The following is a 23,989-nucleotide window of genomic DNA, read 5'->3' as shown; positions in this document are numbered from 1 at the left end:
CGGCGCCCACCCATCGTTCAGCTCATCATGCGACTGGTTGTATCGAAGAGTTCCAGCTCGCCTGGGTGGAGCTGGTGCTGGCAGACGAAAGAGCGATCCTTGATTCGCCACAACCCCTGGCCGACACCGAGGCCCGGCAGCAGCTTTTGTTCGGTCCCCGTCAGGCCGAGCGCTCTTGCAGTGGCCCCGAGCTGATCGGATTCCTGCCGGTAAATGATTCGCGTCTCGGCGTTGGCGAGAAGGCTGCTTGCCAGCGCTCGCATCGCGGAGCCCTGGTCACCGACATTCTCCAAGTCGGTCAGCTTGTGGAAGATCAGCATGTTCGCGATCCCGTAGTGGCGCGCCAGTCGCCAGTGCGCATCCATCCGGCGCAGCAACGCCGGATGGGACATGAGGCGCCACGCCTCGTCGTAGATGCACCAGCGCTGACCACCGTTCGGGTCGAGCAGGGCGGATTCCATCCAGGCCGACGAACAGGTCATGAGGACCGAGGTCAGGGTCGAGTTCTCTGTCACTCTCGATAGGTCAAGAGAGATCATCGGCAGCGTCGGATCGAATCTCACTGTCGACGGGCCATCGAAGAGCCCGGCGAGGTCACCTGCGACAAGGCGCCGCAGGGCATGCCCAACGAGACGCCCGTCTTCGGCGAGGCGTCCATCCGGATCCCCCTGCACTGTCGGGGCGAGTATGTGTTCGACAATCATCGGCAGGATCGGCACGTCGTTGCTGCGAACGACCTCGGTCAGGGCAGTGTCGATCGCCGTGTGTTCCAAGGGTGTGAGTGGTCGAGTGAGGACCGTCTCGGCGAGCGCGCCGATCAGGTCGCGTCGTCGGGCGGCGATCGTGGATGCCCAGCTCTCTTCGCTCATTCCGGCGGGTCGGTAGCCTTCGTCGAGCGGATTCAGCCGAGCGGCAAGCCCATGACCGAGCACGATCGCCCGACCGCCCACAGCTTCTGCGACCGCTGTGTGCTCGCCCTTCGGATCACCGGGGACGTAGACACGGCGCCCGAACGGGATCGATCGTGTGTAGAGGCTCTTGGCCAAGCTGGATTTTCCGGAACCGACGATGCCCGCGAGCACGAGATTCGGTGCGGTGATGATGCCGCGCGCGTAGAGCACCCATGGGTCGTAGACGAAAGAACCGCCGGAGTAGAGATCCTGACCAACGAAGACGCCGTCGGAGCCGAGCCCGCCTTCAGCTAGGAATGGGTATGCACCAGCAAGAGTTGCGGAAGTGTCTTGATGCCGTGGCAGGCGAAACCTTCCGGACGAACGCATCTGCATTGGTCCTGGTTCGCCAGCTGGCGAAATGTATGTGGTTGCCCGACGCTCAGCCAGATCCGCGGCGTACTTTGCGCGAGACGCCTGCTGCTCCGCTCTCTGCTGGTTCGCTTGCAACTTCGCGGCAGCCTGCCTGCGCTGCTTACGTATACGCCGCTTCTCGGATGCTGGAGCGACGAGGACCGCAGTGTGCAAGCGCTCGGCATCGTCGCGGCTCATAGCCCCAGGCCTCGCTGTCGCTTGACCGCGGTGATGCTGGCAGGCTCAAACCAAGTCGCTCGCTGTGGCTCGCGAGCACGGCTCGGTGCCGACGGAGCAGGGAGGCTCCGAGCTTCATCGGGCAGTTGATCTACCGTGTCCACTGCGTGGATTCGGTAGAGCGCGACGTGCGCGAAGGCGTGACTGTAGGCGAGGTGGTAGTCGCCGTCGTGCAGTTCATACTCAAGCGGGCCACTCGGAGGTGCGTCGTAGACGTATCCGTTTTCCAACGCTGCGCTGGTGGTCTCGTCACCGTAATCCCAGTACTTCAGATGGTTGAGCCCAGCGAGAGCACCGTCGGCGTCGATCATCTCCAGCACCTCGTCTGCTTCTTGACCTTGCATGAAGACGACATTGATCCAACGAGCGACAGTCGGTGCTTCGCTGGCTGGCACTTCGTGCCAAGCAACGCGACTCGCCGCACTCGCTGCGGCGTCGAGCCGTTCCTCTGCCTGGTCGATCAGGGTCGCCGCCTGGTGAAGCTCGTCGGCGGCGTCCAGGGCATCCTTGGATCCGATGGAGTGGTCACCGTGGTCGTCAAATGCGCGAGGGCGATTCTTGATGTGAGCGGCAGCGATCTGATCGAGAACCTGCTTGAGCGATCGCACACCTGAAAGCAGGTCACCGAGAACGCCGTACAGATCCTGCGGATTCTCGACCGTTCGTGTCGCCTGGGCGAGACCGCGCAACGCTTCGGATGCTTCCGTGGCGTCAGCGCCGGGATCGTAGAACGTGGGCATGGCTGTGTCTCCTTGGCTATCGAGCGTCGGCCTTGATAGCAGTCAGGTGCGCAGTCGGCATTCCGGACGTCTGAGGTGGGCAAAACCTAGGTACAGGCAGTTAGCGAGGAGCGCAGCATGACAGACGAGATCGAACTCGCGAGCGACGGAGACGGCCTCGCGATCGTCGGTGAACTGTAGGAAATCCTCGAACTTGTCCGACACAAGCGCGTGGTATTGGTTGAGAGCTGTCCACGCTGATCACGCCGATCCGTCAGTCAATTTGTCTACGCGATGCGAACACGTCCCGCGGTCTTGACGAGTGGTAGTCCAGTTGTCGATCCCCTGCCTTGGCAGCCTGCTCCACCCACGATCCCAGGATGGTTAGCCCATCGTCCTGGTTCCTGAGATGGACGGGATAGCCCGCAGGAGACCGGCGTCATCGACGGCGCCGTCGATGTATTTGCTCTTCTAGATCTGGTCCAGGGGCGCGCCGGGGACGAGCCGGTGCTACGTGCAGATGCTGCCTCTGCGTCACCGAGAGACGCCGCGCAGAGCCTCCTCGACCTGTTCTTGAGTTGGCGCACCGGCGAAGCCATCCTTCGTCAGGTAGACCCGGCAGGCCACCGATCGGACTGGCGGCGTCGGGAACAGGTCAGCCCCATCGACGAGGATCGTCGGCGAGCCACCGAAGTGGATGCTCGCAGCCTCGGCTTCGGAGCGAATCGTGACTGACTCGACCGCCACACGCTCGTAGCCGAGCGCATCGAGTGCAGCGCGCGTGCGCGCTTCGGCATCCGTCGTGTTCGGGCAGTCATCGATGTGCAGGAGTTGTACTTTCATTGGGATGGGCCTTTTGCTCGGGTGGTGCGAGCAGGGGTCATGTCGGTCTGTGCGTTCGGCGAATCGTGGTCAGAATCCACGTCCCTGAGCTCATGCTGGTCCGGTTGTGGGCTCGTCCTGACCATGATCAGGCAAAGCAGGGCGACACCGCTGATGACGAGGATGTCGGCGATGTTCCCGACGAAGAGGTCACCGTAGGCGATGAAGTCGGTGACATGCCCCTGCCCGAACGACGGCGGGTTCATGATCCGGTCGACGAGGTTGCCGACCGCGCCGCCGAGGATCAGGCCCAGTGCGATGCCCCAACGGACGCCACGCAGTCGCACCGCGAATCCAACTGTTATTGCGGCGGCGAGGACCCCGATGATGGTGAACACCCAGGTCGTTCCGGAGCCGAGGGAGAATGCCGCTCCGGGGTTGTACACGAGCGTCAGAGACAGCACGTCACCGATGAGGGGGACGCGGTCGTCGGGTGGAAGCTGGGCTGTCGCGAGGGCTTTTGTACCCTGGTCGAGGATTAGCCCGAGTCCCGCGACGGCGAGGGCAATGCCGACCGCGCGGGAAGGCCGCTTGGTGGTCTTCCGTCGGGGCGACGGCTCGTCGCGTGTTCCCGTGGGTGCCTCGGCGTGCCGCCCGGTGTCTGGGGCAGTCATGCGACCGCCGTCCGTGTGCGGGCGGCGCGGAGGCCGTTGAGGATCACGATGACCTCCGCTATCTCGTGGACCAGGACGACGGCGGCGAGCCCGAGGACACCGAATAGCGCGAGTGGAAGCAGGGCGGTGATGATCAGCAGAGACAGGACGATGTTCTGGTTGATGATGCGGCGGCCGCGGCGAGCGTGGTCGAACGCGCGCGGGATAAGCCGCAGATCGTGGCCTGTGAAGGCAACATCAGCTGACTCGATTGCCGCGTCGGAGCCGGTAGCTCCCATCGCGATGCCGATATCCGCGCCAGCGAGGGCGGGGGCGTCGTTGATGCCGTCCCCGATCATCGCGACCGAACGGTCGTGGGACAACTCACCGATCGCGGCGGCCTTGTCCTCGGGGCGGAGCTCGGCGCGCACGTCGTTGATCCCGGCCTGCGCGGCGAGGGCGCGCGCGGTGCGGGCGTTGTCACCGGTGAGCATGGTCACCCCGATGCCCTGACTGGCGAGGGTGCGCACGACCTCCGGCACCTCGGGGCGCAGCTCGTCCCGGACGCCGATCGCGGCGACCGGTGCCCCGCCACGGTGCACGATCACGACAGTCATGCCCTGTTCCTCCAGACTCGTGACCTGACTCGCGAGCGTGTCGGCGTCGAGCCAGCGGGGGCTGCCGACGGTGACCCGCGCCCCGTCGACGGTGCCTTCGATGCCGTGCCCGGCTTGCTCGGTCACCTCAATCGCCGCGGGAACGCCCGGGGCAGCGGCGGTGATCGCTGCGGCGAGAGGGTGCGTGCTGTGTTGCTCCAGCGCCGCCGCCCAGGCAAGCGCCTGACGCTCGGTCACACCGTCGGCGGTGAGGACCGCGGTAACGGCGGGCTGGTTGCGGGTCAGGGTACCTGTCTTGTCGACGGCGACGTGGCGGATCGTGCCGAATCGCTCGAAGGCTGCACCGGACTTGATGATCACGCCGAACTTGCTGGCCGCTCCGATCGCGGCGACAACGGTGAGCGGAACCGAGATCGCCAGGGCGCATGGGCTGGCTGCGACGAGCACCACCAGCGCGCGGGTGATCCACAGCTCCGGGTCACCGAACAGCGACCCGATCAGCGCGACCAGCGCGGCGAGGATCAGCACGCCCGGTACCAGTGGCCGGGCGATCCGGTCTGCAAGGCGGGCTCGATCGCCCTTCTCTGCCTGTGCCTGCTCGACGAGCTCGACAATCGTGGTCAGCGAGTTGTCGGTCCCCGCCGCCGTGGCCTCGACCTCGAGTGCCCCTGCCGTGTTGATCGCCCCGGCGGACACAGCATCGCCGGGCTCGACCTCGACCGGGATCGACTCGCCGGTGATCGCGGAGGTGTCTAGGCTGGAGCGCCCAGCGCGGACGACGCCGTCGGTAGCGATCCGCTCCCCAGGACGCACCAACATGACTTGCCCGATCGTGAGGTCCTTCGCCGCGATCTCTGTCTGCTTTCCGGCGACGAGCACCGTCGCGGTGTCGGGAACCAGCTTCAGCAGAGCCCGTAGACCACCGCGGGCGCGGTCCATCGCCTTGTCCTCCAGCGCTTCGGCGATCGAGTAGAGGAACGCTAGTGCGGCCGCCTCTTCGACGTAGCCGAGGATGACCGCGCCGACCGCGCTGATCGTCATCAGCAGACCGATGCCGAGCTTGCCCTTGAGTAGCTTCCTGATCGCACCGGGGGTGAATGTCGACGCGCCCAGCAGCAATCCGATCCAGAACAGTACTAGCGCCGGAATCTCCGCACCGGACCATTCGCAGATCAGGCCCGAGAGGAACGCGACACCGGAGAAAACCGGGACCATGATCCCGCGGTCCGTCCACCACGGCCCGTCATGATTGTCGTCGTCATGATCGTCGACGTCGACGGTGTCCACCTGAGACCGCATCACGGCGCTCATGCGTTCGTTACCGACCCGCAGCAGCCCAGCACGGTGCACGACGAGTCCACGCACGGTGCGTTCTCGTCCACCGCCAGCGTCACATCCACAAGGGAAGTCAGAGCCGCCGCGAGGTGAGGGTCCGCGATCTCGTAGCGGGTCTGCCTGCCCTCAGGCTCGGCCACCACGATCCCGCAATCACGCAAGCAAGTCAGATGGTTCGAGACGTTGGAACGAGTCAGCTCCAACTCGCGAGACAACACAGCGGGGTAACTCGGCCCGCCGAGCAGAGTCATCAAGATCCGGGAGCGCGTCGGGTCCGCCATCGCTCGGCCAAGCCGGTTCATGACGTCGAGACGCGAAGCAATAGTCAGCATGCGATGACTATACAGTAACCAGTGACCATTCCCAAGAGGAAGGTTTCTCCACCAATCGCGCCAACTCGAATACCGCGGGTCAGCGGCTAAATGTCCTTATGGAAGTCGCGTGGACATTTCACCTGACAATTAGACAAGTTCAATGACCGCGAAGAAGGCGGCGAATGGCGGTGACTGACGCGCGCATGCCACGCGCATCCAATCGGATCATCGGCTTCCTGCCTGACGATCACACAACCCGGCATAGCGGCAGGGCCGCCGCAGTGAACGCTTGGGCCTGCTGTCCGACGAGGAGTCGCATCTCGCAGGACGCTTGAATGGCGGCTTGCTCGATCGCGGCGACGGCGGCGTCGAGGTCGTCAGCGGTCCTCGCGGAGACCGAGATGAGGCCGGTGTAGCGCAGGGCGCCGTGCCCAGCGGTGAGATCGGCTTCCTGCTGGAGAACGTCCTGAAACTCAGCCGTCTGCGAGGCATCCTCTATCTGGCCGATGCGCTGTCGTTGGGCTGCGTCTGAGATGTACTCCGTCTTCTTTTTCCGGATGTCACGTGCTGCCTGGTCGGACCGCATCGGTGTGCAGAGCAGCGAGAAGGACCGCTGTATCCCGGTCGACAGGAGCACGGGTGCCAAGAAGCCCGGGTAGACCATCGACCGCGGCCACTCTGAGATCCACAACACCGCGTGGAAGGCCGAGTCTGTGCGCAGCCGAGACCAGGATTCGTTCACTGCGACCGGACCTGCGGTGGCGAGCGACTGGCCGAGTTCGCCATGCCGTTCAAGCGTCGCGGCGACTGCCGGGTCGTATGCCGAACGTAGGATGACGGCGATCTCGCCGCACGTCAACCACGATGAGGGTGCGAGGTCTGCTGAGCGCAGTGCGGCGACCAATGTAGACATCTCTTGGCGAAGAACAGCCGCAGCGCCACGGATGCCGCCACCGGCAGTGCGGATCTGTCGTGCCGCTGTCTGCATGTCGAGCGAGAGGGAGAGCGTGGTGGCGTGGCGTTCTCCAGCGGGTCCTGCGCGGTCGATGAGTTCGGTGTACGTCGTCGAGGCCCAGGAGCCATCTGCGTTGCCGTGCGATGCCCACCATTCAGCGAGTCCTGTCCCGGAGTCCGGGAGGGTGCGCTCAAGCACTTGCAGCATTGAGAGGCGCCCGGATCTGCACACGGTCGCGAGCACACGCCCCCAGGAGGAGACACGCTGTTCCTGCTCACCGGGATCGAGGAGCGCGAACGCGGGGTGCGAGACCGCAACGATGGCCGTGAGGGTACTGGCGGTCGGGTCATGAACCATTCCGGCGCCGGTGATCGGGTCGTCGTACTCGCGCAGTCGTGCCATGTCGCCGGGTAGCGCGAGTGAGCCCGCAGGTCGCGGCTTCACAACACGCCGCCGGTAGAGCAACTGTCCACCGGTGGTTTTCCACATCCACCAGAAGGCAACGGGAACCCATTCGACGATCGGACGTCCAGCGATCCGGATCCACACCACGGCCGCGGCACAGAGCCATACGGGTGCCGAGAACGCGATGAGCATGCCGCCTCCGGCATAGAAGGCCCACACAAGCGTAGTCACACCAATTCCGAGCGCGACCAGCTGTGAGAGGGATAGTCCGAGCAGGATGCCCCTTCGTGTCAGTCGGGAGAATTTCACCGGAATGAGGTCCCCGGCTCGTTGATCGTCGTAGTCCTTTGGCATGGTCAGCTATTCCTTCCCAGATCGTGGCTGCTGGGTTCTGGGTGGTGCTGGATCTGATCGCGGTGCGGGAGGCTGAGGCGTGGAATGAGGAGCGGGTGCAGCCGCACCCGAACCACCTGCACCGGCAGCCGCAGTTTCGGCCGTGCCACCAACAGCGCCTCCGAGCTGGGGCCCGGCAGTAGCGGCAGCTTTGATGACCTTCGCGCCGATGATCGCTGCCGCTGCGGGGCCAGCAGCTGCGGCAGCGCCACCTGCACCGGCACCTGCACCGGCTCCGGCAGCGGATCCGCCGGAAGTTGCGCCAGTTGAAGCAGACGCGCTGGGTGAAGCGGTTGCTCCTGGAGCGGCTTTGGATGTCCCGCCACCACCGGAGCCGCCGTCGAGAACTTTCTTCACTCCGTCGCTCTGAGGCTTCGACGGCACAGGCACCGGTCGATTCACGGCGCTCTTCGCTTCTTGCTCGCTTCCCATCGCGTGGTAAAGATCGAAGCCCAGGAACGAAATGAATCGGTAGACCATGTACGGCGCAAAGGCTGCGATGAACAGCAGCACGATGCCTGAGATCGGTTCGGTGACGGCAGACAGGTCAGCCTCGATCGGGGTCGAGACCTGCGTGATCGCAATGAGAAACACGACGACGAGTACGAGCTTGGAGATGATGAGCGCGACCACGAACGCCGCCCATTTCCCGATCCATCCGCGGGTGACGTCCCATGCAGCCCCAGCGAACGCGATGGGCGCGAGCACGATTGCGACGAGAAGCAGGGCCTTGCGAATCAGGAGCGAAAACCACACGATAGCGACAGCACAGATCATCAGTCCGGCAAGGAAGATCGTGACGATCGCACCGACCCCGGGAGCGGCAATGTTGATTGTTGTGAGTCCTGCGGTGAGGAGCGCGATCTTGTCGCCCATGGTGGCGGTGGTTTCTCCTGCGGCCTGAACAACCCCAATGCACAGCTGATCCACGATCTCAAGAGCCGTCGCCGTCAACGTAATGACGACGAACGACCCCAGAACAGCTTTGGCGGCGCCGAGGGCTGCGCGGGAAAGTGCGGCGGGTTCGCGTCGGATGAGGCCGAGGATCAGCTGGAAGCAGAAGAACAGGAGAACGATGAAGACACCGATGCCGAAGAGCAGGTTGTAGACGTTCAGGTAGCCGGGGGATTGGACGTCCACGAGGGTTGTGCTGTCGAAGACGGTCCACATGGCTTCGATGAGCCATCCGGCAGCTTGCCCCATCGTGGAGGCGAGCCAGTCGAATGGCGCCGACACGAGTGTCGCGGCACCTTCACCGACGGCATCACACACGTTGGAAATGACAGGAATATCGCAGACACTCATCGCAGGTCTCCGGGAAGTGATGGATGGGTGGGTCTCAGACCTGCTGTCCGACGTTCCAGAAGAAGTTGATGAGCGTCACTGAGGCGCCGCAGATGACGGCGGCACCGCAGGAGATGAGTACGCCGAGCTTGCCGCGAGAGGCGAGGTGTGGGTTGGAGGAGTTCGACCCGAATCCCCAGACGATCGCCGAGATGATGAGCGCGAGCACGGAGAGAATCAGGCCGATCGTCATGACAGCGCCGACGATCGTGCGCAGCTGCGCAATCCCCGGCAGCCCCGAATCATTCGGGGTGATGTCGATGTCCATCGGCAGGGCTGAGGCGATGGTCGTGATGAGTTCGAACACGGTGGCTCCTTTGGCATGAACACCGCCGTCGGCGGCAGACGAAACATGGTCACCTCAGAGGTGTGCCACCGGCTCCTGCCGGTTGATGCTTTGTGCCGTCATGCCCTCTCGCCGGATGAGAGTCATTGGGTCCGAGGCGGTGCTGCGATCACATGTCGAGTGACTCGGAATGTGAGTCAGGGGGCTCCTAGTAGACTCACAGCGATACGGTGCTCGGTCGTTCCGTTTCGCGATGCCAATGGAGCAGTCAGGAAGGACGAGGTAGACGATGCCGTTCCCACTCATCCCGGTAGCCATCGTTGGTGTCAGCATTCTGGTTGCTGCGATTACCGTTCCGGCAATCGTGAGGAGTACCCGCAAGGCACTCAGGGACAAGAGCATCGCCATACTCGGGCGGCAGGAAGTTGGAAAGTCGACGCTCCTGCACTTTCTGATAGAGGGCAAGCTTCCCGAGCGCCGGGAGCGCACTCCGGATCCGTTGCCGGGCGGACAGTTCACGCTCCAGCTTCCTGGCAAAGGTGAAGTCAAGTTTTCAGTTCCGCAAGACTTGCCGGGACACACTATCCCCGCGTATAAGGACTGGCGTGAGGCGTTTGAGGCAGCTGACTTTGTCTGGTACCTGTTTCGGTCTGACCTCATTGTGAGTGGCGATGTATCGGAGACAAAGCTGGTTGAGGAACATCTTGATCACCTCGGAGACTGGTTCGAAGAGCTTCGAAGTCGAAACGCAGCACCGAAGGTGATCCTCGTCGGGGTCTTTGCCGATCGTGATGCCACTTACAGCGACGATGGTGACTTCGAGGATCGGGTGCGCAATTCAACGCCAATTCGCCAGGGCTCTGTGAAGCTGGGGAAAGCCGACATCGTCATCGGCAGCCAGGTGGCGAAGGATGGTGCCACCAAGCTGGTTGAGCGGATTGCGAGGTATCTGAAGTGATTGCGGTCTACGCGCAAGCATCGGGCCGGCAGGGGCTTGAGTCCGCTGTGAATGGTGCGGTGGTTGGGAACGACCACCCAAAGCTCTCGGAGCTTCGCGAGCGCGGCAGAGCGGCGGCGAGCGCAAATCCGATTCAGATTGGCGGCTTTGAACTCCGATACTCGCACGGTGTCGCCCGCCTTGTATTCGACGACACCGATGACGATCAAGACGGCTCGCCCATCACAGTTGTCGTCGACATGGATCGCGCGAAGGGCAACCTGGATGCGGCAGTCGCCGCTGCGGTCAAAGGAGTCCGCGCAATCCACCGCGATGTGGACGCAACGGGAATACGGGAAGTGATTCAGCTCGCTACTGACGTGCATTCGTCATACTTGACTCGCCGGAGGATCATCCTCGGTGGAAGCGTCATCATCGTGGCTGGCGTTGTGATCGCGGCCGCTATTTTTATTGTCACCGCATTACCCAAACAATGAACAGAGTGAACTTGTCTGAGCAATCCATGCCTGCCCCTCGTGTAGCGGTCGTCGTGTCCGACCGCACTTATCGCAACATCGCGAACGACGAACGCAAGGCATACCTCCTAGAGACTCCAGACTCGCTCGTTGTCCCCTATTCGGCTGACCCTGTCGCCCAGGCCAAGCGTGTGGTTGCCGTGAGGGAACAGCTTATTGATCGTGATCTCATGGCGACTGATCAGTTATTGGTTCGGAATCCATACGATCCAACTTCATACGAGTATGCGGACGATGCTTTAGAAACATTCGTCAAAGCGAAGTACTACCACCTAGCTTCTATTGCTGCACATCTTGGCGCGTCTTCCATCAAGTTTTTGAAGGTGGAAATTGAGCAGGATAAGTCGGACACTGCTGGCGATCTCAAAGCGAATGTGAAGGTCACAAAGGCCGATGCTAAGTTCGCTCGTACGATCAAGAACCGGTTGGAAGGGCGATTTGAGGCTGCAACCGACCTCGCTGGCAAGCCTGTTGATGTCGAAGCGGCGCGGGCATTCATGCTGGAGCGACGCCTAGCGAACGACCCGGATGTGTTGGGCCTTATCGACCTCTGTGCAGCAGGTAACCCCGTACGGACTCACAGGGTGAAGATGAATGGTCTTCGCGAATCAACCCGAAGTCTTAAAGCGGGCCTCGAACTGACAACGAATCTCGGTATGAAGCTTGGCGGTGGCGGTCTGTTTACACGGGCCGTTGAATCGATCAGTTCGATTGAGGTCACGACCGAGATCGTTTGGTCGAAGAATTAGGTCGAGCACGAAATGCTGGAGTCAGTGGTCACGGCGTTGAGGCTGAACGCTTGACCAGGCACCTGGTAGAGCCGATGTGCGCGACGAATGATCTCGTAAAGCCATCTGGAGGCAACGCGGTCGCCACCAGCGTTGGGTAGAGACATCACAGCTGCTCACCTAGGTTGATGAGCCAGTTCATCCACGTCACGCCACCGCCAGCGAGGACCGCGGCACCCAGCGCGACGAAGACCCCGGCGCGTGCCTTCGCGGCGGCCCCAGGGTTGCCAGTGGAGGTGGCGATGGCCCAGATGATTGCGCTGATGATGATCATGAGGACAGCAAAAATTAGGATGATCGTGAGCATCGCCCCGATGACAACCTTGAGATCGCCGATACCGCTCATGCTGCCGAAATCCGGAAACACATTCACGACAAGCCGCCCGTCATTGCCGAGCATCCGGCTCCTGCGGTGGCTTCCGGAAGGTCGGCGGCATCGTGATCGTTGAGCCACTTCGCCGCATCGACCGCCTCAGCGTTCGTGCCACCCGGCCGGACTTCGAAGTGAAGGTGCGGACCGGTGGAGTGTCCAGACGAGCCGACATCACCGATGTGTTGACCAGCGATGGGGTCTGCCGCACCGGTAGGTGACATCTGATTTGGGTTGCCCGGGAGGGTGCCCTGGAAGGATGTCATTGTGCCTAAGCCTTATCCGAGCGAGTTCCGTGACGACGTTGTGCGCGTCGCCAGGAGCCGCGAGCCCGGTGTGACCATCGAGCAGATCGCGACCGATTTCGGTGTCCATCCGATGACGCTGCAGAAGTGGCTGCGGCGTGCCACGGTCGAAGAGGGCTCGAAGCCGGGCGTGTCACGTTCCGAGGGCGCGGAGCTGCGGGAGGCGCGGAAGCGGATCCGGTTGCTGGAGCAGGAGGTGGAGGTGCTGCGGCGGGCTGCGGCGTATCTGTCGCAGGCGAACCTGCCGGGAAAAGGCTCTACCCGCTCGTGACCGAGCTCGCCGTTGACGGTGTTCCCGTCGCGGTGACGTGCCGGGTACTCAAGCTCGCTCGACAGCCCTATTACCGGTGGCTGGCGAACCCGATCACCGATGCCGAACTTGTCGCGGCGTATCGCGCGAACGCGTTGTTCGACGCGCACCGCGATGATCCCGAGTTCGGGTACCGGTTCCTCCTCGACGAGGCCCGCGACGCGGGCGAGGTCATGGCGGAGCGGACGGCGTGGCGGATCTGCCGTGACAACGGCTGGTGGTCCGCATTCGGCAAACGCCGCCGCGGGAAGGGCCGCCGTCCTGGCCCACCGGTCCACGACGATCTCGTGCGCCGGGAGTTCACTGCGGATGCCCCGAACCGGCTCTGGCTCAGCGACATCACGGAGCACAAAACCGGCGAAGGAAAGCTCTACCTTTGCGCGATCAAGGACGTGTTCTCGAACCGGATCGTGGGCTACTCGATCAGCGACCGGATGAAAGCTCGTCTCGCCGTCAACGCGGTCAACAACGCCGTCGCCAGACGCGGGAACGTCGCCGGCTGCGTGGTCCACACCGACAGAGGGTCCCAGTTTCGTGCTCGCAAGCTCGTCCGCACCCTGCACCGCCACGGCATGGTCGGATCGATGGGCCGCGTCGGCGCGGCGGGCGACAACGCGGCGATGGAATCGTTCTTCAGCCTGCTGCAGAAGAACGTCCTCAACCGGCGCACCTGGGCCACCCGCGACGAGCTCCGCATCGCCATCGTCACCTGGATCGAGCGCACCTACCACCGACGCCGCCGACAGAAGCGACTCCACGGTTTGACCCCCATCGAGTACGAAGCAATCATGAATACCGACGTCGCCCTCGCGGCGTGACTACAAACCGTCACCTATCCGTGCGGCAGACCCATGACGTGTTCTCCGACGGTGGCGTGGATGCCGTTCTCCCACATATGCGCGTAGGCGGTCGCGATGGTCTCGCCATCGATGCGGTGCTCAATCACGACGAGTCCGCCATAGCCGCCAGAGAACTCCGCGACTGTCACGACACCATCCGCTGCTGCGAGGATGGGTGTTCCGTCAGCGGCAGCAAGGTCGGTGCCTGAGTGGAAGGCCCTCTCTCCGGTGATGGGGTCAAAGCGGGGCCCGAAGTCACCAGTGAGCACCCAGGTACCTTCCGGCAACGGGAACACGACGTGCGAGGATCCGGCCACGGCGTCAGCCGGAGACGGGGCAGTCGTCGAAGAAGTCGATTTGCCGCTCGTGAGGGTCGTGAGGATCATCTCGGCGACGGGCTCGTAGTTGTTGTACCGGTGAGGATAGGCAGACACCTCGACCGCCTGAGCGGCTTCGCCTTTACCCATGCTCTGCCATCCAGGAATGTCGAGGAGGCCGCGGGGCGAGGGATAGTTGGGGCCGGACGGTCCGCCAAAGAACGCAGCAGCTTGATACTCGGGGTCCATCAGCTCAGCTACGGATCCCCAGCCCGATTGTGGGCGCATTTGAAACAGGCCGAGCGAGTCGTGGTCGGACCCGTTTCCATCGTTCGGATAGCCCCCGGATTCCTGGTAGGTGCCCGTGTTCGCGAGCTGCCGCAGCGTCGACTCGGTGAGCGCAGCCATGATCGCGATCTGGACGCCATCTCGGGTGACGCGCTCGATCCGTGAGCCCACGGTGATGATCGTTGCCGCGTGAGTCAGCTGCTGCTTGTTGAGCGTGAACGTCTCACCATTCGCTGTTGTCACCACGAGAGAGTCCGGCACGTTGCCCAAGGTGAGTCCTGACGAGGAAAGACACGCAATAACGGCGGGATTTATCACGAGACCGAAGGTGACGAGCCCTAGCGTTGGAGCCAAGAACATCAGGGCGACGACTGCGATCGCGAGCTTCTTCATCATGAGCTGGTCTTCCTAACGCAGCGGATTGTTCAGCTGTGAGAGCCGCAAGACGTAGCAACTGCCATCGGGCGGGCAGGCAATGAAGACCGTGAACGCGACCTCTTGCTCGGCGCTGACTTGGTCGCCGTTCCAGAGACCGGAGCGATGGCGGATTCCCTCTAACGTGAATGCGGTGGTGCCAGCGGGGAGCTGGCCAGGGCGAGCCTGTGCGAGTGCGTCGGTCCAGGCATCCGGCACGAATGCGGACGTGATTTCCAAGTGTTGGCTCGTCGCGTACTGTCGCAGCTGCGTCCACGCATCCTGGGTGGGCAAGTACATTGCTACGTCGGCGGCGAGCCCCGGCTGCTCGGTGCCGGTGGGGTCGGCGACGTCGAGGATGACTTTGGTGTAGTCCAGCGGCAGGAACCCACTGCCGGTGTCCCAGGTGAATAGCGCCGTCGCGACGCTGCGCGAGAAGCCCTCCGCATCGGTGCTGTGAGGGATGGCCGTAATCCGAGACGGCCGGAACGGTGACTCACGCGACGGTTGCGCTGCTGGTTCAGTGATCGACGGTGACGGACCGATTGGAGCCGTGGTTTCGCGGGAGCCGATGATGATCCCGTAGATGCCAACACCTGTGACGAGAATCACCGCTATCGAAGCAGCGATGAGAGCGACGAGCGTGCGTCGTGAGCGGAGCGCGGTGGGGAGCTTCATGTCGGCCAGGTGCGCAGCGCCAGCCCGTCATCATCAGATCGCGCGAAGGTCGCCCCTTGATGCTGATGAGTCGGAACTTGCATCCTCGGCATCGAGCACACTTCGGAGTTGTTCGGCAAAGTGTGAAGTCGCGTCAACGACGCGGAGGAACATCTCGACTTCTGCATCGCTGAGCTGGCGGACGAGGTCGTCGACCTCGAAGTGTCGCCACCATCCATCGAGTTCATTCCACGTCACCACGAACGCCCGAACTGGCCAGGGCTCGTCGGTGTCGATGGGCGCCGTTCTGGGGCTCGGTGAGGGACGACGCTTCTGACGTGGCATGCTCTTGATGCGTGCCAGCGCGGCCTCGGCCAGCTGCGCTACGTCCTCGGCCGGTGCATCTGACTGAGCCCCCAACACGAGCTGCCGTGCGCGTTCATAACTGGGATGCACGGGCGCGCCGGACCCGATGAGTTCAAGCTCAGCTGCGACACCCTCTCGCACCGACTCTGTCTGGTTCTCATCGTCAGCGAGCTGTTGCAGGTAGTTGATCTTCTCCAGCGTGGTGTGTGACGCGCCATCCGGGATCATCGCGGCGGCCTGCGCACGGGAATCTCCGAGCAACTCTGACGGTGCCGCGAAATTTGCGTCACCGTCAGTTCCCGGCTGGTTTTCGCGGCTGAACCGTGACGCTTCCTGACGGCGAGCGGCATCCTCAGCCATCAGCGTCTTGATCTCTCGATAGAGCGCGGCGCTCTCTAACTGGGTGAGCGGCTTGTGCAGCACGTTGTCGTCCTGCTCGGCAAGGAGGTGCGCGAGATCCCCCGAGATGCCGGACCGCACCCAGACCTTGACGTGCTGCCATCCGAGCTGCTTTATCGCAGCCAATCGTCGCGCACCGCAGACCAGGATCCCGTCAGGGGTGACTGTGATCGGCTGCAGCAGACCATCGCGCTCGATCGACGCGGAGAGTGATCTGAGGTCGCCGAGCCCAGTGCGGTGACGGCGTCCGACCTGGATCGAGTCGACTGCCCGTTCCAGCTCGATATGGCCGTCACGTGCATTCATCGTGCGTTCCCATGAGTGGGCGCCGACATCGCAACAACCATTACCAGGTCGTCGTCACTGAGAAGCGTCGGGAGTGTCTCGCCGACGAGTAGGCGGAGCAGGATGCCACGACCGGTGCTCGTCGCGCGGTAAGCAGGATGGGGATGCCCAAGCAGCACGTGCAGAAGCGACGACCAAGAGTCGGCGGGCAAGTCGAGAAGCGCTCTTGCGTGCTTGTCTCGGCGCAGCAGCTCGTACGCACTTTGCCGAGACCCGATCCGTGCCACCGCGCTGCACACATGCTCGATCGCGGCCCGCGCGGTGTTTTCGGGCCACCCCAAGGTCGTGAACAGGGTGATCGAGCACTTGATTGCGCGCCGGGCTGTATCGACGTCTCGCGTGGTGTTGGGGTCGTCGTCCTCCGTGATGGAATATCGATCCACGACGTGGAATGCCGGGTGGTAGTCGGCAAGAGGATTCTCACGGTCGGCAAAACGTTCGGGGTCGTGAAACGCAGATACCTGCGGGCGACGTGCTTGATGCGTCGCGCAGAGCAAGCCCTGCCCGCGTTCCTCCGCGATGCAGGTGACTTGGACGCCACGGGTGACCACAGCCCAAGGATCAATGGCCTCGCGAGCGGATCGAGTTCTCATCACGTCGAATGCTGCCGACGCTGCCTCCCACGGATCCAGGCCATGCTTGCGAGCCAATGCGGCATACTTCTCCGCGGCGAATGCTGCGAGTTCAGCAGCGACGCGATCGTGCTCCCACGCGCGGGCACCCGTGTCGTGCAGTCGATGTAGCAAGGCGCGAAGCCCTTCGCTCGTCGTATAGTCCTCGCGTGGCTGCGGCGCCGGGCTGTTGTTATCGGTCATGGTGTGGGCACCTCCTGGCAAGCAGGTGCGCGCCCGCTCCCCAGCGGGGTCCTGGATGTCAGCGAAGTGCCCATGAGATGCCGTGCCCGACGATCAGGGGGTCCCGATCGCGCCGCGCTCGGTCCCTCGTCTGGAGCTGCCATGTCCGAACGCGGACAACGGCGGGAGGTGCCGGGCTCGCTCCGCGATGCCGCGGGCGCTGGTCGCGGTCGCTTGGTACGTGCGACGTCGAAGCTCGGCCTGGAAATTGATCCCTGCCCCGGCAACGCGCGAACCACCGCGCACCATCAGATCAGTCGGACGCACCCACTCGACTCCACGACCGCGGTAGAACGCGGGGTCGATTCCAGTGCTGCGACTATGACCTTGAACGCTCGCTGCCTCAACTGCTTCCGGAGCGCTCGTCGTCCTTACGGAATTCTCACTGGCAGCGACAGCGGCGCCGTCCTTTTCTTCGTCGCTCATTTCAATTCCTCCTTGTGCGGCGTTGCGAATGCGGGCACATTGCGATCCTGATCGAGCGGGTTGTTTGCGAACCAGCGGCCCACAGTCGAAGGGTGCACACTCAGCTCACGCGCAATCCTCTTGTTCGACCACCCGTCCGCGCGCAAAGCCATCGCAGACTCCTGGGGCGTGGTCTGCGTCATGGTCTTGCGAGCAGCTTCGGGTCGCTCGGGAATACGGATGAGGAGCACTGTGAGGTGAGTTATCGCCAGCAAGACCAGCGGTGGAACCGCCGCCACCGCCGCGGCGAGAAAGCTCGGCACATCGGCATCCGCCGCGACAACCGCGTGAATCGAATTGGCTGTCACTGACACGGCCGCGGCGCCAGCCAGCAGAGTCCAGGGGTACCAGGCTGCTCGGGCTCCGGCCAGCGCGACGACGGCGACGGTCGATACGACGATGACGCCGTCGACAATGAGCGGCCACGCCCACGCTTGCCCGGCACCAATCCCTGAACGGGCGGCGAGGTCCGCAAGCGAGGTGAATGACAGCCAGAAAGCTCCCGCGGCAATGAAGACGGTGCCCGCGACGGCCGTCATGACAGCCCATCGTCGCGCGTTGAAATCACTCATGCCAGTGCCCGTGGGTGTGACGCGGGCGGTGGGCGATCACACGACGTTTTTGTGTTGGCGCGCATCGATCGCTGCGGAGGTGCACCCTGCACTGCCCGGTATGCAGACCGGACGGTAGTCGCGGCTTCTCGCTGGCTGAGACCGGCCTGTTCGGCGGCAGCGCTGAGGGCGTCGAGCGCCTCGCTGTTCGGCACCATCTGCTCCGCCATCTTGCACGCGGCCCAGAAGAGCCCATGGTTGCGTTCGCCTTCTTGGAGTCGCGCAACCCAATCGGCCAGCCGTTGCACGTCAACTGGCTGTTGCGCCGACCGCGGACTTCGACGTGCCTCGTTACGTTGCGGCGGATCGAGATAGTCGTGGAGCTGCTGCGAGTCGAGCGGACGACCTCGTCCACCAGTCAACTGGAGGATCTCGTATCGGTGCGTCGACCCGGCGAGGGTGCGCTCAGACGGTGGGACAATGACATAGCCTCCGTCGCCACGGAAGTCGATTCCGGTCCGCGCGGATTGCCATGAGCGCTGCTCGCTGTTCCTTTCTGCTGGGAAGAAGAGGTGCAGCCCGCCGGACGGAGTCCTGACGGCGGCTTCCCAACCTTCAAGCAGCCCGGCACGCTGGGCGCCATCGAGTGCGTCGTAACCGTTGACCGAGCTGTGCACGTCGACGTCCACCACGACAAGGCCCGTGGCAGCGCCAGTCGGCATCCCGATATTTGCTGACGGCATCGCGGCCCACCAGCGATGAACCGACTCGGGCTCGCTGCTGGCCGAAAGGAACCCTCCCGCAACGGCGGGGCGCTTCCCGTCCGCGGTGCAGGGAAACACGGGGACGCCGGATGCTGCGAACGCGAGCGCGCTCTGACGGAGGGAGACCCCGCGACCAATGTGATCGAGCGTCGTCACGAATGCTTCCGGCGCATTCATCGCATCCCTCGCACGTCGGCCAACGCCACCTGTTGTGACGCCGCGGTGGCCATGGTTGAGGGTGAGGCGCCCGTGCATTCGACTGCCTTGGAGCCTTGACGAGGCGAGTCCCGCTCCAGCCCCGGAGGTGTGCCGTCACCGGTCATTTGTGTGTCGAGCTGATCGAGAATCTTCATCGCCGTCGCACGGACTCGCTCGCCCGTTGCCCGAACGACCTTCGACGGTTCCTCCCCATCGACTTGAGCCGCCCACGTCGAGACATACGGAATCGTGTAGCCGGTGGTGTCCATGCCGTGCGCCGCGCCCACCATGAGCGCTACCGACTCCGCCTCGACTTCACCAATACCTCGGTGCTGACGTGCATCTCCCTGGTCGGGGCCGTGCATGAGGACATGTGCGAGCTCGTGAGCCAGCGTCTTCGTCTGGGCGGCCGGGTCCATGTCATCGCGGACGCTCACGGTTTTCTCCCCGTAGTTGGTCACGCCGTTCGCACCATAGATCGCGCCTGCATTGGCCACGGCGTGCAGCTGGAATCCGGCTGCTTCGATCTGCCGAGTGATTCCAGCTCTGAGTCCCGAAGGAGCCTCACCACGCAGCAGCTTCGGAGTAGGCGGTGCCGGGATCGGATCGCCCGAGGTCTGCGCGGCGTCCCAGACGTACGCGGGGCGGACGCCGACCATCTTCGACCGAACTTGCTCACCGGGGCGAGGCTTCTCGTTTCGGTTGAGTCGTCGCCATGATGTCTGGTCCGATGGGGTCGGCGAGGCGAAGCGGCCAGTAACGGGAGCAAGGATTTGGTAACCCGGCTGGCCCTTCTCCACCTGATGCCCGAGCTGCTGCCACTGTTTGTAACCGGCCACGTACGAAGGCATCGGATCGGGCACCAAGCCTGCCTCATGCGCGGCGGTGTGCTGCATCCAGATCAGAAGCGTGTTGTTGAACGAACGGCTTCGGAACTGGGCTGCGAAGGCAAGTGCCTTGGCCCAGTCTTCGCCAGACACCAGCTGATCGACAGCCTCGGTCAGCTTCTCGTGCAACTCATCGAGCTTTGCCTCGCGCGCTTCGCGGCGATCGTCTGTGGATGCCATTGATCCGCCTCCTCTTCGATGTGCCATGACGCAGAAGCGTGTGGCGATACACCTGTGAGGTGAGCGAGGATGCCCAAGCCGCGGTGACGCGGAACGGCATATTAGCCGGGATGTCATGAGCGTGCTGTGACTACGCGCGACTGAGTGAACGAGCATCATCGCCTCGAATCTGGGCATGGTCCACCTCCCTTTGAGCAGCGGTGCCATCACGCCCAATCATGAAGTTTGAGCATGCTCAAATGGCTTAGGTCTTCCGTTCTAACATGGCAATTGAGCATGCGCAACCCTTGATTTGTGCATGCTCAACGGCTATATTGAGCATGCGCAACACTCCTGCCGGGGTGGCCGTCGCCGATACCTACCCGTCCCGAACGGAAGGGGTCAACACCAATGACCGAGAACGAGAGCAAAGCCGCAGCTGCGGATCTCGCGAAACGCCTGCGCCTGCTGCTCGACGTTGCGATCGCTGAGTCCGGTATTGAACCCACGTATTCGCAGATCGCCGCCTACCTAGGCGAACGCGGTACAAATCTGTCGAGATCGCGGTGGACCTACATGGTGAACGGGCACCGGTACGTGCAAGATCCCGAGGTATTCGAAGGGCTGGCATCGTTCTTCGATGTCGACGCTGACTTCCTTGTCGGTTCTGATGGTGCCGAGGTCCCGGCGAGAGTGAGTGCACAACTTGATCTTGTGCGCTCAATGCGGGCGGCGAAGGTCAAGTCCTACGCAGCCCGCACCCTTGGAGATATTTCACCGAAAGCTCTCCAAGCCATCAGCAGGTTCCTAGATGAGGAAATGGCACACACAATCGAGCAGTGACGTTGCACCCCGGTGCGAGCGACGCCGGTAGATGCTCTCGAAGGAGGGTGAGCAGAGCATGAATATCGAAATGACCGTATCTACGGCTGTCGCAGATCTTGCTCTGGGCGGAGCCTTCACCTTCGACGCCTTGTTCGACGCTGTGCGGCAGCGCAGGCAACGGAAGCTGCGCGTCGTTGAGCTTGCCGAGCTTGGCGACCACGATGGCATCTGCGCCGTCTGGCTGACTACCGATACTGAGGATCTGATCCTTCATGCCCACAGCGACTCGGTTCTGCACCGCCAGCAGTTCGTTCTGCATGAGTTCGCTCACATGATTCTTGGGCACTGCGACGGCGACGAGTGCTCCGAGGTGGATGCCCTGCTGCCCGATATCCCACCGCACACTCGCGGACGTTTGCTCAGGCGCCAGGACCTCGACACAGGCACTGAGATCGCTGCAGAGTCATTGGCTGATCGGCTCGCGGCAGGCATCCGCGGTTCGGCCTTCGCGGAGTCTCGCTACTCGGAGATATTCGCATGATCCAGACGCTCGTCGCGGCACTCATGTGGGTGCTTGTGGCGAGCCTGCTCGTCCTGCGGCGCGGGCGCACAGACCGCAGTATCACGTACTCGGCGCTCACCATCGCTATCGCGATGACACTCAACGTCGATGCGGTCTACGTCATCGTCGATCGGGTCCTTGGCGCAACCAACCTGGCTACGCTGCTCTCAGATGGCCTCCTGATGATCGGACTCTTCTTCCTCGGACGGGCAGCAATGAAAGCGGGGGAGTATCGCCCTCGGTTGGTGCGCGCAGCCGTCGGTCGCTCCGCGCTGTCCATCGCACTCCTCGGCGCCACAGTGGCTTTCATGCTCATCGAGCGTGGGTCAACGACGGTCAACTTCATGATTGATCTCGGCGCCCAACTGTGGGCCGCGACGTATTCGATCATCGCCTTCACGTACTGCGGGATTGTCGTTGCTGCGATGCTCGCGCTGGCGACACGCCAGTTCCGGCTTGGTGCTGGCATCCAGCGCATTCCGCCAGCGCTGCTGTTGATTGGCTCCGCTTCGGGCGTCGCCCTCTGCGTGGTGGTGATCGTTATGGATGTTGCGCACATCTCAGGCAACCTCGAACTCATGAACGCGGTCGGCGCAACGTATGGGCCGCTGTCTCTACTCGCGTTTGTTTTTCTGTGCGCCGGATTCGTAGGGCAACCAATGGTCCGATACGTGCGGGATCGCGCCCGACGTGCGCAGGCAGCTGAGATGGTGAGAGAGCTGGAGCCGCTCTGGCGTCGAGCAACACTCGTGCGGCCGGGACTCAGCGGCACGAACTCGCTCGGGTCGAGCCTGGATGACCCAGAGGTACGCCTCCACCGCGAGATCGTCGAGATCCGTGACGCCATGATCGATCCACGCGTCTCTTTCGAAGTCACTGGACCCGATCGTGCATTGCTGGAGCGAGCCGAGGCTCACCTCTTGGGGGCTGATGCGCGCGGCGCACTTGAATCTGTGCATGGTCGCCCTGCACGCGAACGAGGACAGGTATGAGACGGATCATCGCTGCGGCCGCGGCGCTGCTTACCGCGGGAGGTCTGAGTCTCGGATGGACTATCGCCCGGAGGCTGACCGCACCGGTGGGCCCAAGGAACTTCGACCTGACCATCCGCGACGTGGAGGTTGATGGAGATCGGCGACTACTGGTCCTCGACCGCACACGCGAGACTGCCGCGCGTGGTGTCTACAACCTGTGGGTCGAGACGGGGGAGTGGGTGCGAGTATCCGACGAAGTGCTCGACCGAAGCTCTGATCAGATCGCCCGGGTTGTGACGGATGCGGCAAACGACTTCCTAGCTTTCGCTGGCGACCGCTTCTCATGGAGCGGGATCTACTTCGCAAACCCAGCCGATGCAGGCCTCAGCGCCACGGACGTCTCGATCGACACAGGCGCGGGGGTAGCCCCGGCCTGGCTCATTGAGGGCGAAGAGAACGGTTCGACCTGGGCGATCCACATCCACGGTCTTGGGAGTAGTCGGGCCGGAACCTTGCGCGGTGCGCAGGTCGCCACGGAATTGGGCTACACATCGGTCATCGTCAGCTACCGCAACGACGGCGAAGGCCCCCGGCTTGGTACCGGACGCTCAACGCTTGGCCTCACCGAGAGCGAGGACGCCGAAGCCGCAGTGGAGCATGCGATCCAGAACGGCGCGCAACGGATCGTACTGTTCGGTTGGTCAATGGGTGCCGCGATCGCGCTACGAGTTGCCAGCCGCGCACGAGAGCGCGGTGTTATCGCGGGACTCGTCCTGGACTCTCCAGTTCTCAACTGGATCGACGTGATCAAAGCGAACTGCGCGCGCAGCGGTTTGCCCGGTGCCGCAGGCAATCTCGCCACCCCGTGGTTGACGTTCGGCCCGTTCGCTCGAATGGTTGGGCTGCCGAGCGCAATCCCACTTCGGGAGTTTGATTGGGTGCAGCGTGCCGAAGAGCTCACCGTGCCCATGCTGATCCTTCACGGTGTCAGGGATGACTCAGCTCCTATCAACGTCTCGGAAGCACTCCGCGATCGACGTCCTGATCTTGTCCAACTGGAATCCTTTGATGCAGGGCACACGCTTGCGTGGAACTCCGACCCGTCGCGATGGCGCTATGCGGTCAGTGCCTGGCTCGCGAAGCAGCTGCCTTCTTGACCTGCAACGTGATGCGAGCGCGATCTCGCGAGGGACAGTAGGCCGGTTCACACCCGGAAAAACCCTACTCAACCCGCTGTCTCTCCGATATCATCGGGGATGTCGGCCTGAGCGGGTCGAGATGGAGGACTTACGTGACCGAGCCGTGGCTGTCAGCTGACGACATCGCTGTTCATCTTGGCGTCACCAAGGACACTGTCTACACCTGGATCGCTGAGAAGGGCATGCCCGCCCACAAGATCGGTCGCCTGTGGAAGTTCCAGGCCAGCGAGATTGACGACTGGGTTCGAGGCGGCGGCGCGGCCGGAAACGTGTCTGACGGGGCGGAGGGCTAACGC

25 protein-coding genes and 2 pseudogenes are annotated in these 23,989 nt (G+C 63.2%); 9 read left to right on the top strand and 18 right to left on the bottom strand.

Going from position 1 to position 23,989, the window contains the following annotated elements:
* Positions 1-17: 17 nt before the first annotated feature.
* The 9 genes from H9651_RS13930 to H9651_RS13890 all read right to left on the bottom strand — a co-directional run bounded on the left by H9651_RS13930 (position 18) and on the right by H9651_RS13890 (position 9,366).
* Positions 18-1,502, bottom strand: coding sequence for an ATP-binding protein (locus tag H9651_RS13930; protein WP_191719935.1), 1,485 nt, complete (start codon positions 1,500-1,502; stop codon positions 18-20).
* Positions 1,499-2,281 (bottom strand): hypothetical protein, encoded by a 783-nt coding sequence (locus H9651_RS13925; protein WP_191719934.1) that lies wholly within the window; start codon positions 2,279-2,281, stop codon positions 1,499-1,501. Before H9651_RS13925 ends, H9651_RS13930 begins: the two co-directional genes overlap by 4 nt.
* A 513-nt stretch (positions 2,282-2,794) precedes the next feature.
* A complete protein-coding gene (locus H9651_RS13920) occupies positions 2,795-3,103 on the bottom strand; it encodes a hypothetical protein (protein WP_191719933.1) in 309 nt (102 codons plus the stop codon).
* Positions 3,100-3,756, bottom strand: a complete 657-nt coding sequence (locus H9651_RS13915) for a signal peptidase II (RefSeq protein WP_191719932.1) — start codon at positions 3,754-3,756, stop codon at positions 3,100-3,102. The genes H9651_RS13920 and H9651_RS13915 overlap by 4 nt, the downstream gene beginning before the upstream one ends.
* On the bottom strand, positions 3,753-5,651 hold the full coding sequence (locus H9651_RS13910; protein ID WP_225216819.1) for a heavy metal translocating P-type ATPase: 1,899 nt from the start codon (positions 5,649-5,651) through the stop codon (positions 3,753-3,755). The genes H9651_RS13915 and H9651_RS13910 overlap by 4 nt, the downstream gene beginning before the upstream one ends.
* An 8-nt stretch (positions 5,652-5,659) precedes the next feature.
* Entirely contained in the window at positions 5,660-6,019 is a 360-nt protein-coding gene (gene cmtR / locus H9651_RS13905; protein WP_191719930.1) for a Cd(II)/Pb(II)-sensing metalloregulatory transcriptional regulator CmtR, read from the bottom strand.
* A gap of 229 nt (positions 6,020-6,248) precedes the next feature.
* Positions 6,249-7,715 (bottom strand): SCO6880 family protein, encoded by a 1,467-nt coding sequence (locus H9651_RS13900; protein WP_191719929.1) that lies wholly within the window; start codon positions 7,713-7,715, stop codon positions 6,249-6,251.
* A gap of 6 nt (positions 7,716-7,721) precedes the next feature.
* Entirely contained in the window at positions 7,722-9,059 is a 1,338-nt protein-coding gene (locus H9651_RS13895; RefSeq protein WP_191719928.1) for a conjugal transfer protein TrbL, read from the bottom strand.
* 34 nt (positions 9,060-9,093) lie between these two features.
* Positions 9,094-9,366 (bottom strand): DUF6112 family protein, encoded by a 273-nt coding sequence (locus tag H9651_RS13890; protein WP_129073445.1) that lies wholly within the window; start codon positions 9,364-9,366, stop codon positions 9,094-9,096.
* A gap of 307 nt (positions 9,367-9,673) precedes the next feature.
* On the opposite strand from H9651_RS13890, the gene H9651_RS13885 reads away from it, so the two are divergent.
* The 3 genes from H9651_RS13885 to H9651_RS13875 are packed head-to-tail and all read left to right on the top strand — an operon-like array spanning position 9,674 to position 11,606.
* Positions 9,674-10,342 carry a GTPase domain-containing protein gene (locus H9651_RS13885; protein ID WP_191719926.1) on the top strand — a complete coding sequence of 223 codons (669 nt, stop codon included), beginning with the start codon at positions 9,674-9,676 and terminating at the stop codon, positions 10,340-10,342.
* Positions 10,339-10,818 (top strand): hypothetical protein, encoded by a 480-nt coding sequence (locus H9651_RS13880; RefSeq protein ID WP_191719925.1) that lies wholly within the window; start codon positions 10,339-10,341, stop codon positions 10,816-10,818. The genes H9651_RS13885 and H9651_RS13880 overlap by 4 nt, the downstream gene beginning before the upstream one ends.
* Positions 10,819-10,871: 53 nt before the next feature.
* Complete coding sequence (locus H9651_RS13875) at positions 10,872-11,606, top strand: hypothetical protein (RefSeq protein WP_191719924.1); 735 nt, start codon at positions 10,872-10,874, stop codon at positions 11,604-11,606.
* 145 nt (positions 11,607-11,751) lie between these two features.
* Here the strand turns inward: H9651_RS13875 and H9651_RS13870 are convergent, their stop codons facing one another.
* Both H9651_RS13870 and H9651_RS13865 read right to left on the bottom strand, forming a co-directional pair.
* Positions 11,752-12,018, bottom strand: coding sequence for a DUF6112 family protein (locus H9651_RS13870; protein WP_191719963.1), 267 nt, complete (start codon positions 12,016-12,018; stop codon positions 11,752-11,754).
* A pseudogene (locus H9651_RS13865) lies at positions 12,015-12,209 on the bottom strand (M23 family metallopeptidase); the annotation flags it as partial. The gene H9651_RS13870 and the pseudogene H9651_RS13865, both read right to left, overlap by 4 nt.
* A 73-nt stretch (positions 12,210-12,282) precedes the next feature.
* On the opposite strand from H9651_RS13865, the gene H9651_RS13860 reads away from it, so the two are divergent.
* Positions 12,283-13,448 (top strand): IS3 family transposase gene (locus H9651_RS13860; protein WP_191719962.1). Its coding sequence is split into 2 segments (ribosomal slippage): positions 12,283-12,567 and positions 12,570-13,448, totalling 1,164 coding nucleotides; the frame shifts between segments, so codons are not numbered across the junction.
* Between the two features lie 20 nt (positions 13,449-13,468).
* On the opposite strand, the pseudogene H9651_RS13855 reads toward H9651_RS13860, so the two are convergent.
* The 7 genes and pseudogenes from H9651_RS13855 to H9651_RS13825 all read right to left on the bottom strand — a co-directional run.
* Positions 13,469-14,470: pseudogene (locus H9651_RS13855) on the bottom strand (M23 family metallopeptidase); the annotation flags it as partial.
* Between the two features lie 12 nt (positions 14,471-14,482).
* Positions 14,483-15,166 carry a hypothetical protein gene (locus tag H9651_RS13850; RefSeq protein ID WP_191719922.1) on the bottom strand — a complete coding sequence of 228 codons (684 nt, stop codon included), beginning with the start codon at positions 15,164-15,166 and terminating at the stop codon, positions 14,483-14,485.
* Between the two features lie 33 nt (positions 15,167-15,199).
* Entirely contained in the window at positions 15,200-16,216 is a 1,017-nt protein-coding gene (locus H9651_RS13845) for a ParB N-terminal domain-containing protein (RefSeq protein ID WP_191719921.1), read from the bottom strand.
* Complete coding sequence (locus H9651_RS13840) at positions 16,213-17,070, bottom strand: hypothetical protein (protein WP_191719920.1); 858 nt, start codon at positions 17,068-17,070, stop codon at positions 16,213-16,215. Before H9651_RS13840 ends, H9651_RS13845 begins: the two co-directional genes overlap by 4 nt.
* A 461-nt stretch (positions 17,071-17,531) precedes the next feature.
* Positions 17,532-18,146 (bottom strand): DUF2637 domain-containing protein, encoded by a 615-nt coding sequence (locus H9651_RS13835; RefSeq protein WP_191719919.1) that lies wholly within the window; start codon positions 18,144-18,146, stop codon positions 17,532-17,534.
* Positions 18,143-19,045 carry a bifunctional DNA primase/polymerase gene (locus tag H9651_RS13830; RefSeq protein ID WP_191719918.1) on the bottom strand — a complete coding sequence of 301 codons (903 nt, stop codon included), beginning with the start codon at positions 19,043-19,045 and terminating at the stop codon, positions 18,143-18,145. The genes H9651_RS13835 and H9651_RS13830 overlap by 4 nt, the downstream gene beginning before the upstream one ends.
* 17 nt (positions 19,046-19,062) lie before the next feature.
* Positions 19,063-20,154, bottom strand: a complete 1,092-nt coding sequence (locus H9651_RS13825) for an ArdC-like ssDNA-binding domain-containing protein (RefSeq protein ID WP_191719917.1) — start codon at positions 20,152-20,154, stop codon at positions 19,063-19,065.
* A 390-nt stretch (positions 20,155-20,544) separates the two neighbouring features.
* Here H9651_RS13825 and H9651_RS13820 point away from each other — a divergent pair, with 390 nt between their 5' ends.
* The 5 genes from H9651_RS13820 to H9651_RS13800 all read left to right on the top strand — a co-directional run bounded on the left by H9651_RS13820 (position 20,545) and on the right by H9651_RS13800 (position 23,986).
* Positions 20,545-20,976, top strand: coding sequence for a hypothetical protein (locus tag H9651_RS13820; protein WP_036276110.1), 432 nt, complete (start codon positions 20,545-20,547; stop codon positions 20,974-20,976).
* 58 nt (positions 20,977-21,034) lie between these two features.
* Complete coding sequence (locus tag H9651_RS13815) at positions 21,035-21,499, top strand: hypothetical protein (RefSeq protein WP_036276282.1); 465 nt, start codon at positions 21,035-21,037, stop codon at positions 21,497-21,499.
* On the top strand, positions 21,496-22,512 hold the full coding sequence (locus H9651_RS13810; RefSeq protein WP_191719916.1) for a DUF6545 domain-containing protein: 1,017 nt from the start codon (positions 21,496-21,498) through the stop codon (positions 22,510-22,512). Before H9651_RS13815 ends, H9651_RS13810 begins: the two co-directional genes overlap by 4 nt.
* Positions 22,509-23,651: an alpha/beta hydrolase family protein gene (locus tag H9651_RS13805; RefSeq protein WP_191719915.1), complete on the top strand. Its 1,143-nt coding sequence runs from the start codon at positions 22,509-22,511 to the stop codon at positions 23,649-23,651. The genes H9651_RS13810 and H9651_RS13805 overlap by 4 nt, the downstream gene beginning before the upstream one ends.
* Positions 23,652-23,785: 134 nt before the next feature.
* On the top strand, positions 23,786-23,986 hold the full coding sequence (locus tag H9651_RS13800) for a helix-turn-helix domain-containing protein (RefSeq protein ID WP_191719914.1): 201 nt from the start codon (positions 23,786-23,788) through the stop codon (positions 23,984-23,986).
* The last annotated feature ends 3 nt before the right edge of the window (positions 23,987-23,989 follow it).

The organism is Microbacterium pullorum (assembly GCF_014836535.1).
GTDB classification, from domain to species: domain Bacteria; phylum Actinomycetota; class Actinomycetes; order Actinomycetales; family Microbacteriaceae; genus Microbacterium; species Microbacterium pullorum.
Note: the sequence above shows the minus strand (reverse complement) of the source record. Positions and strands in the feature narration are given on the sequence as shown.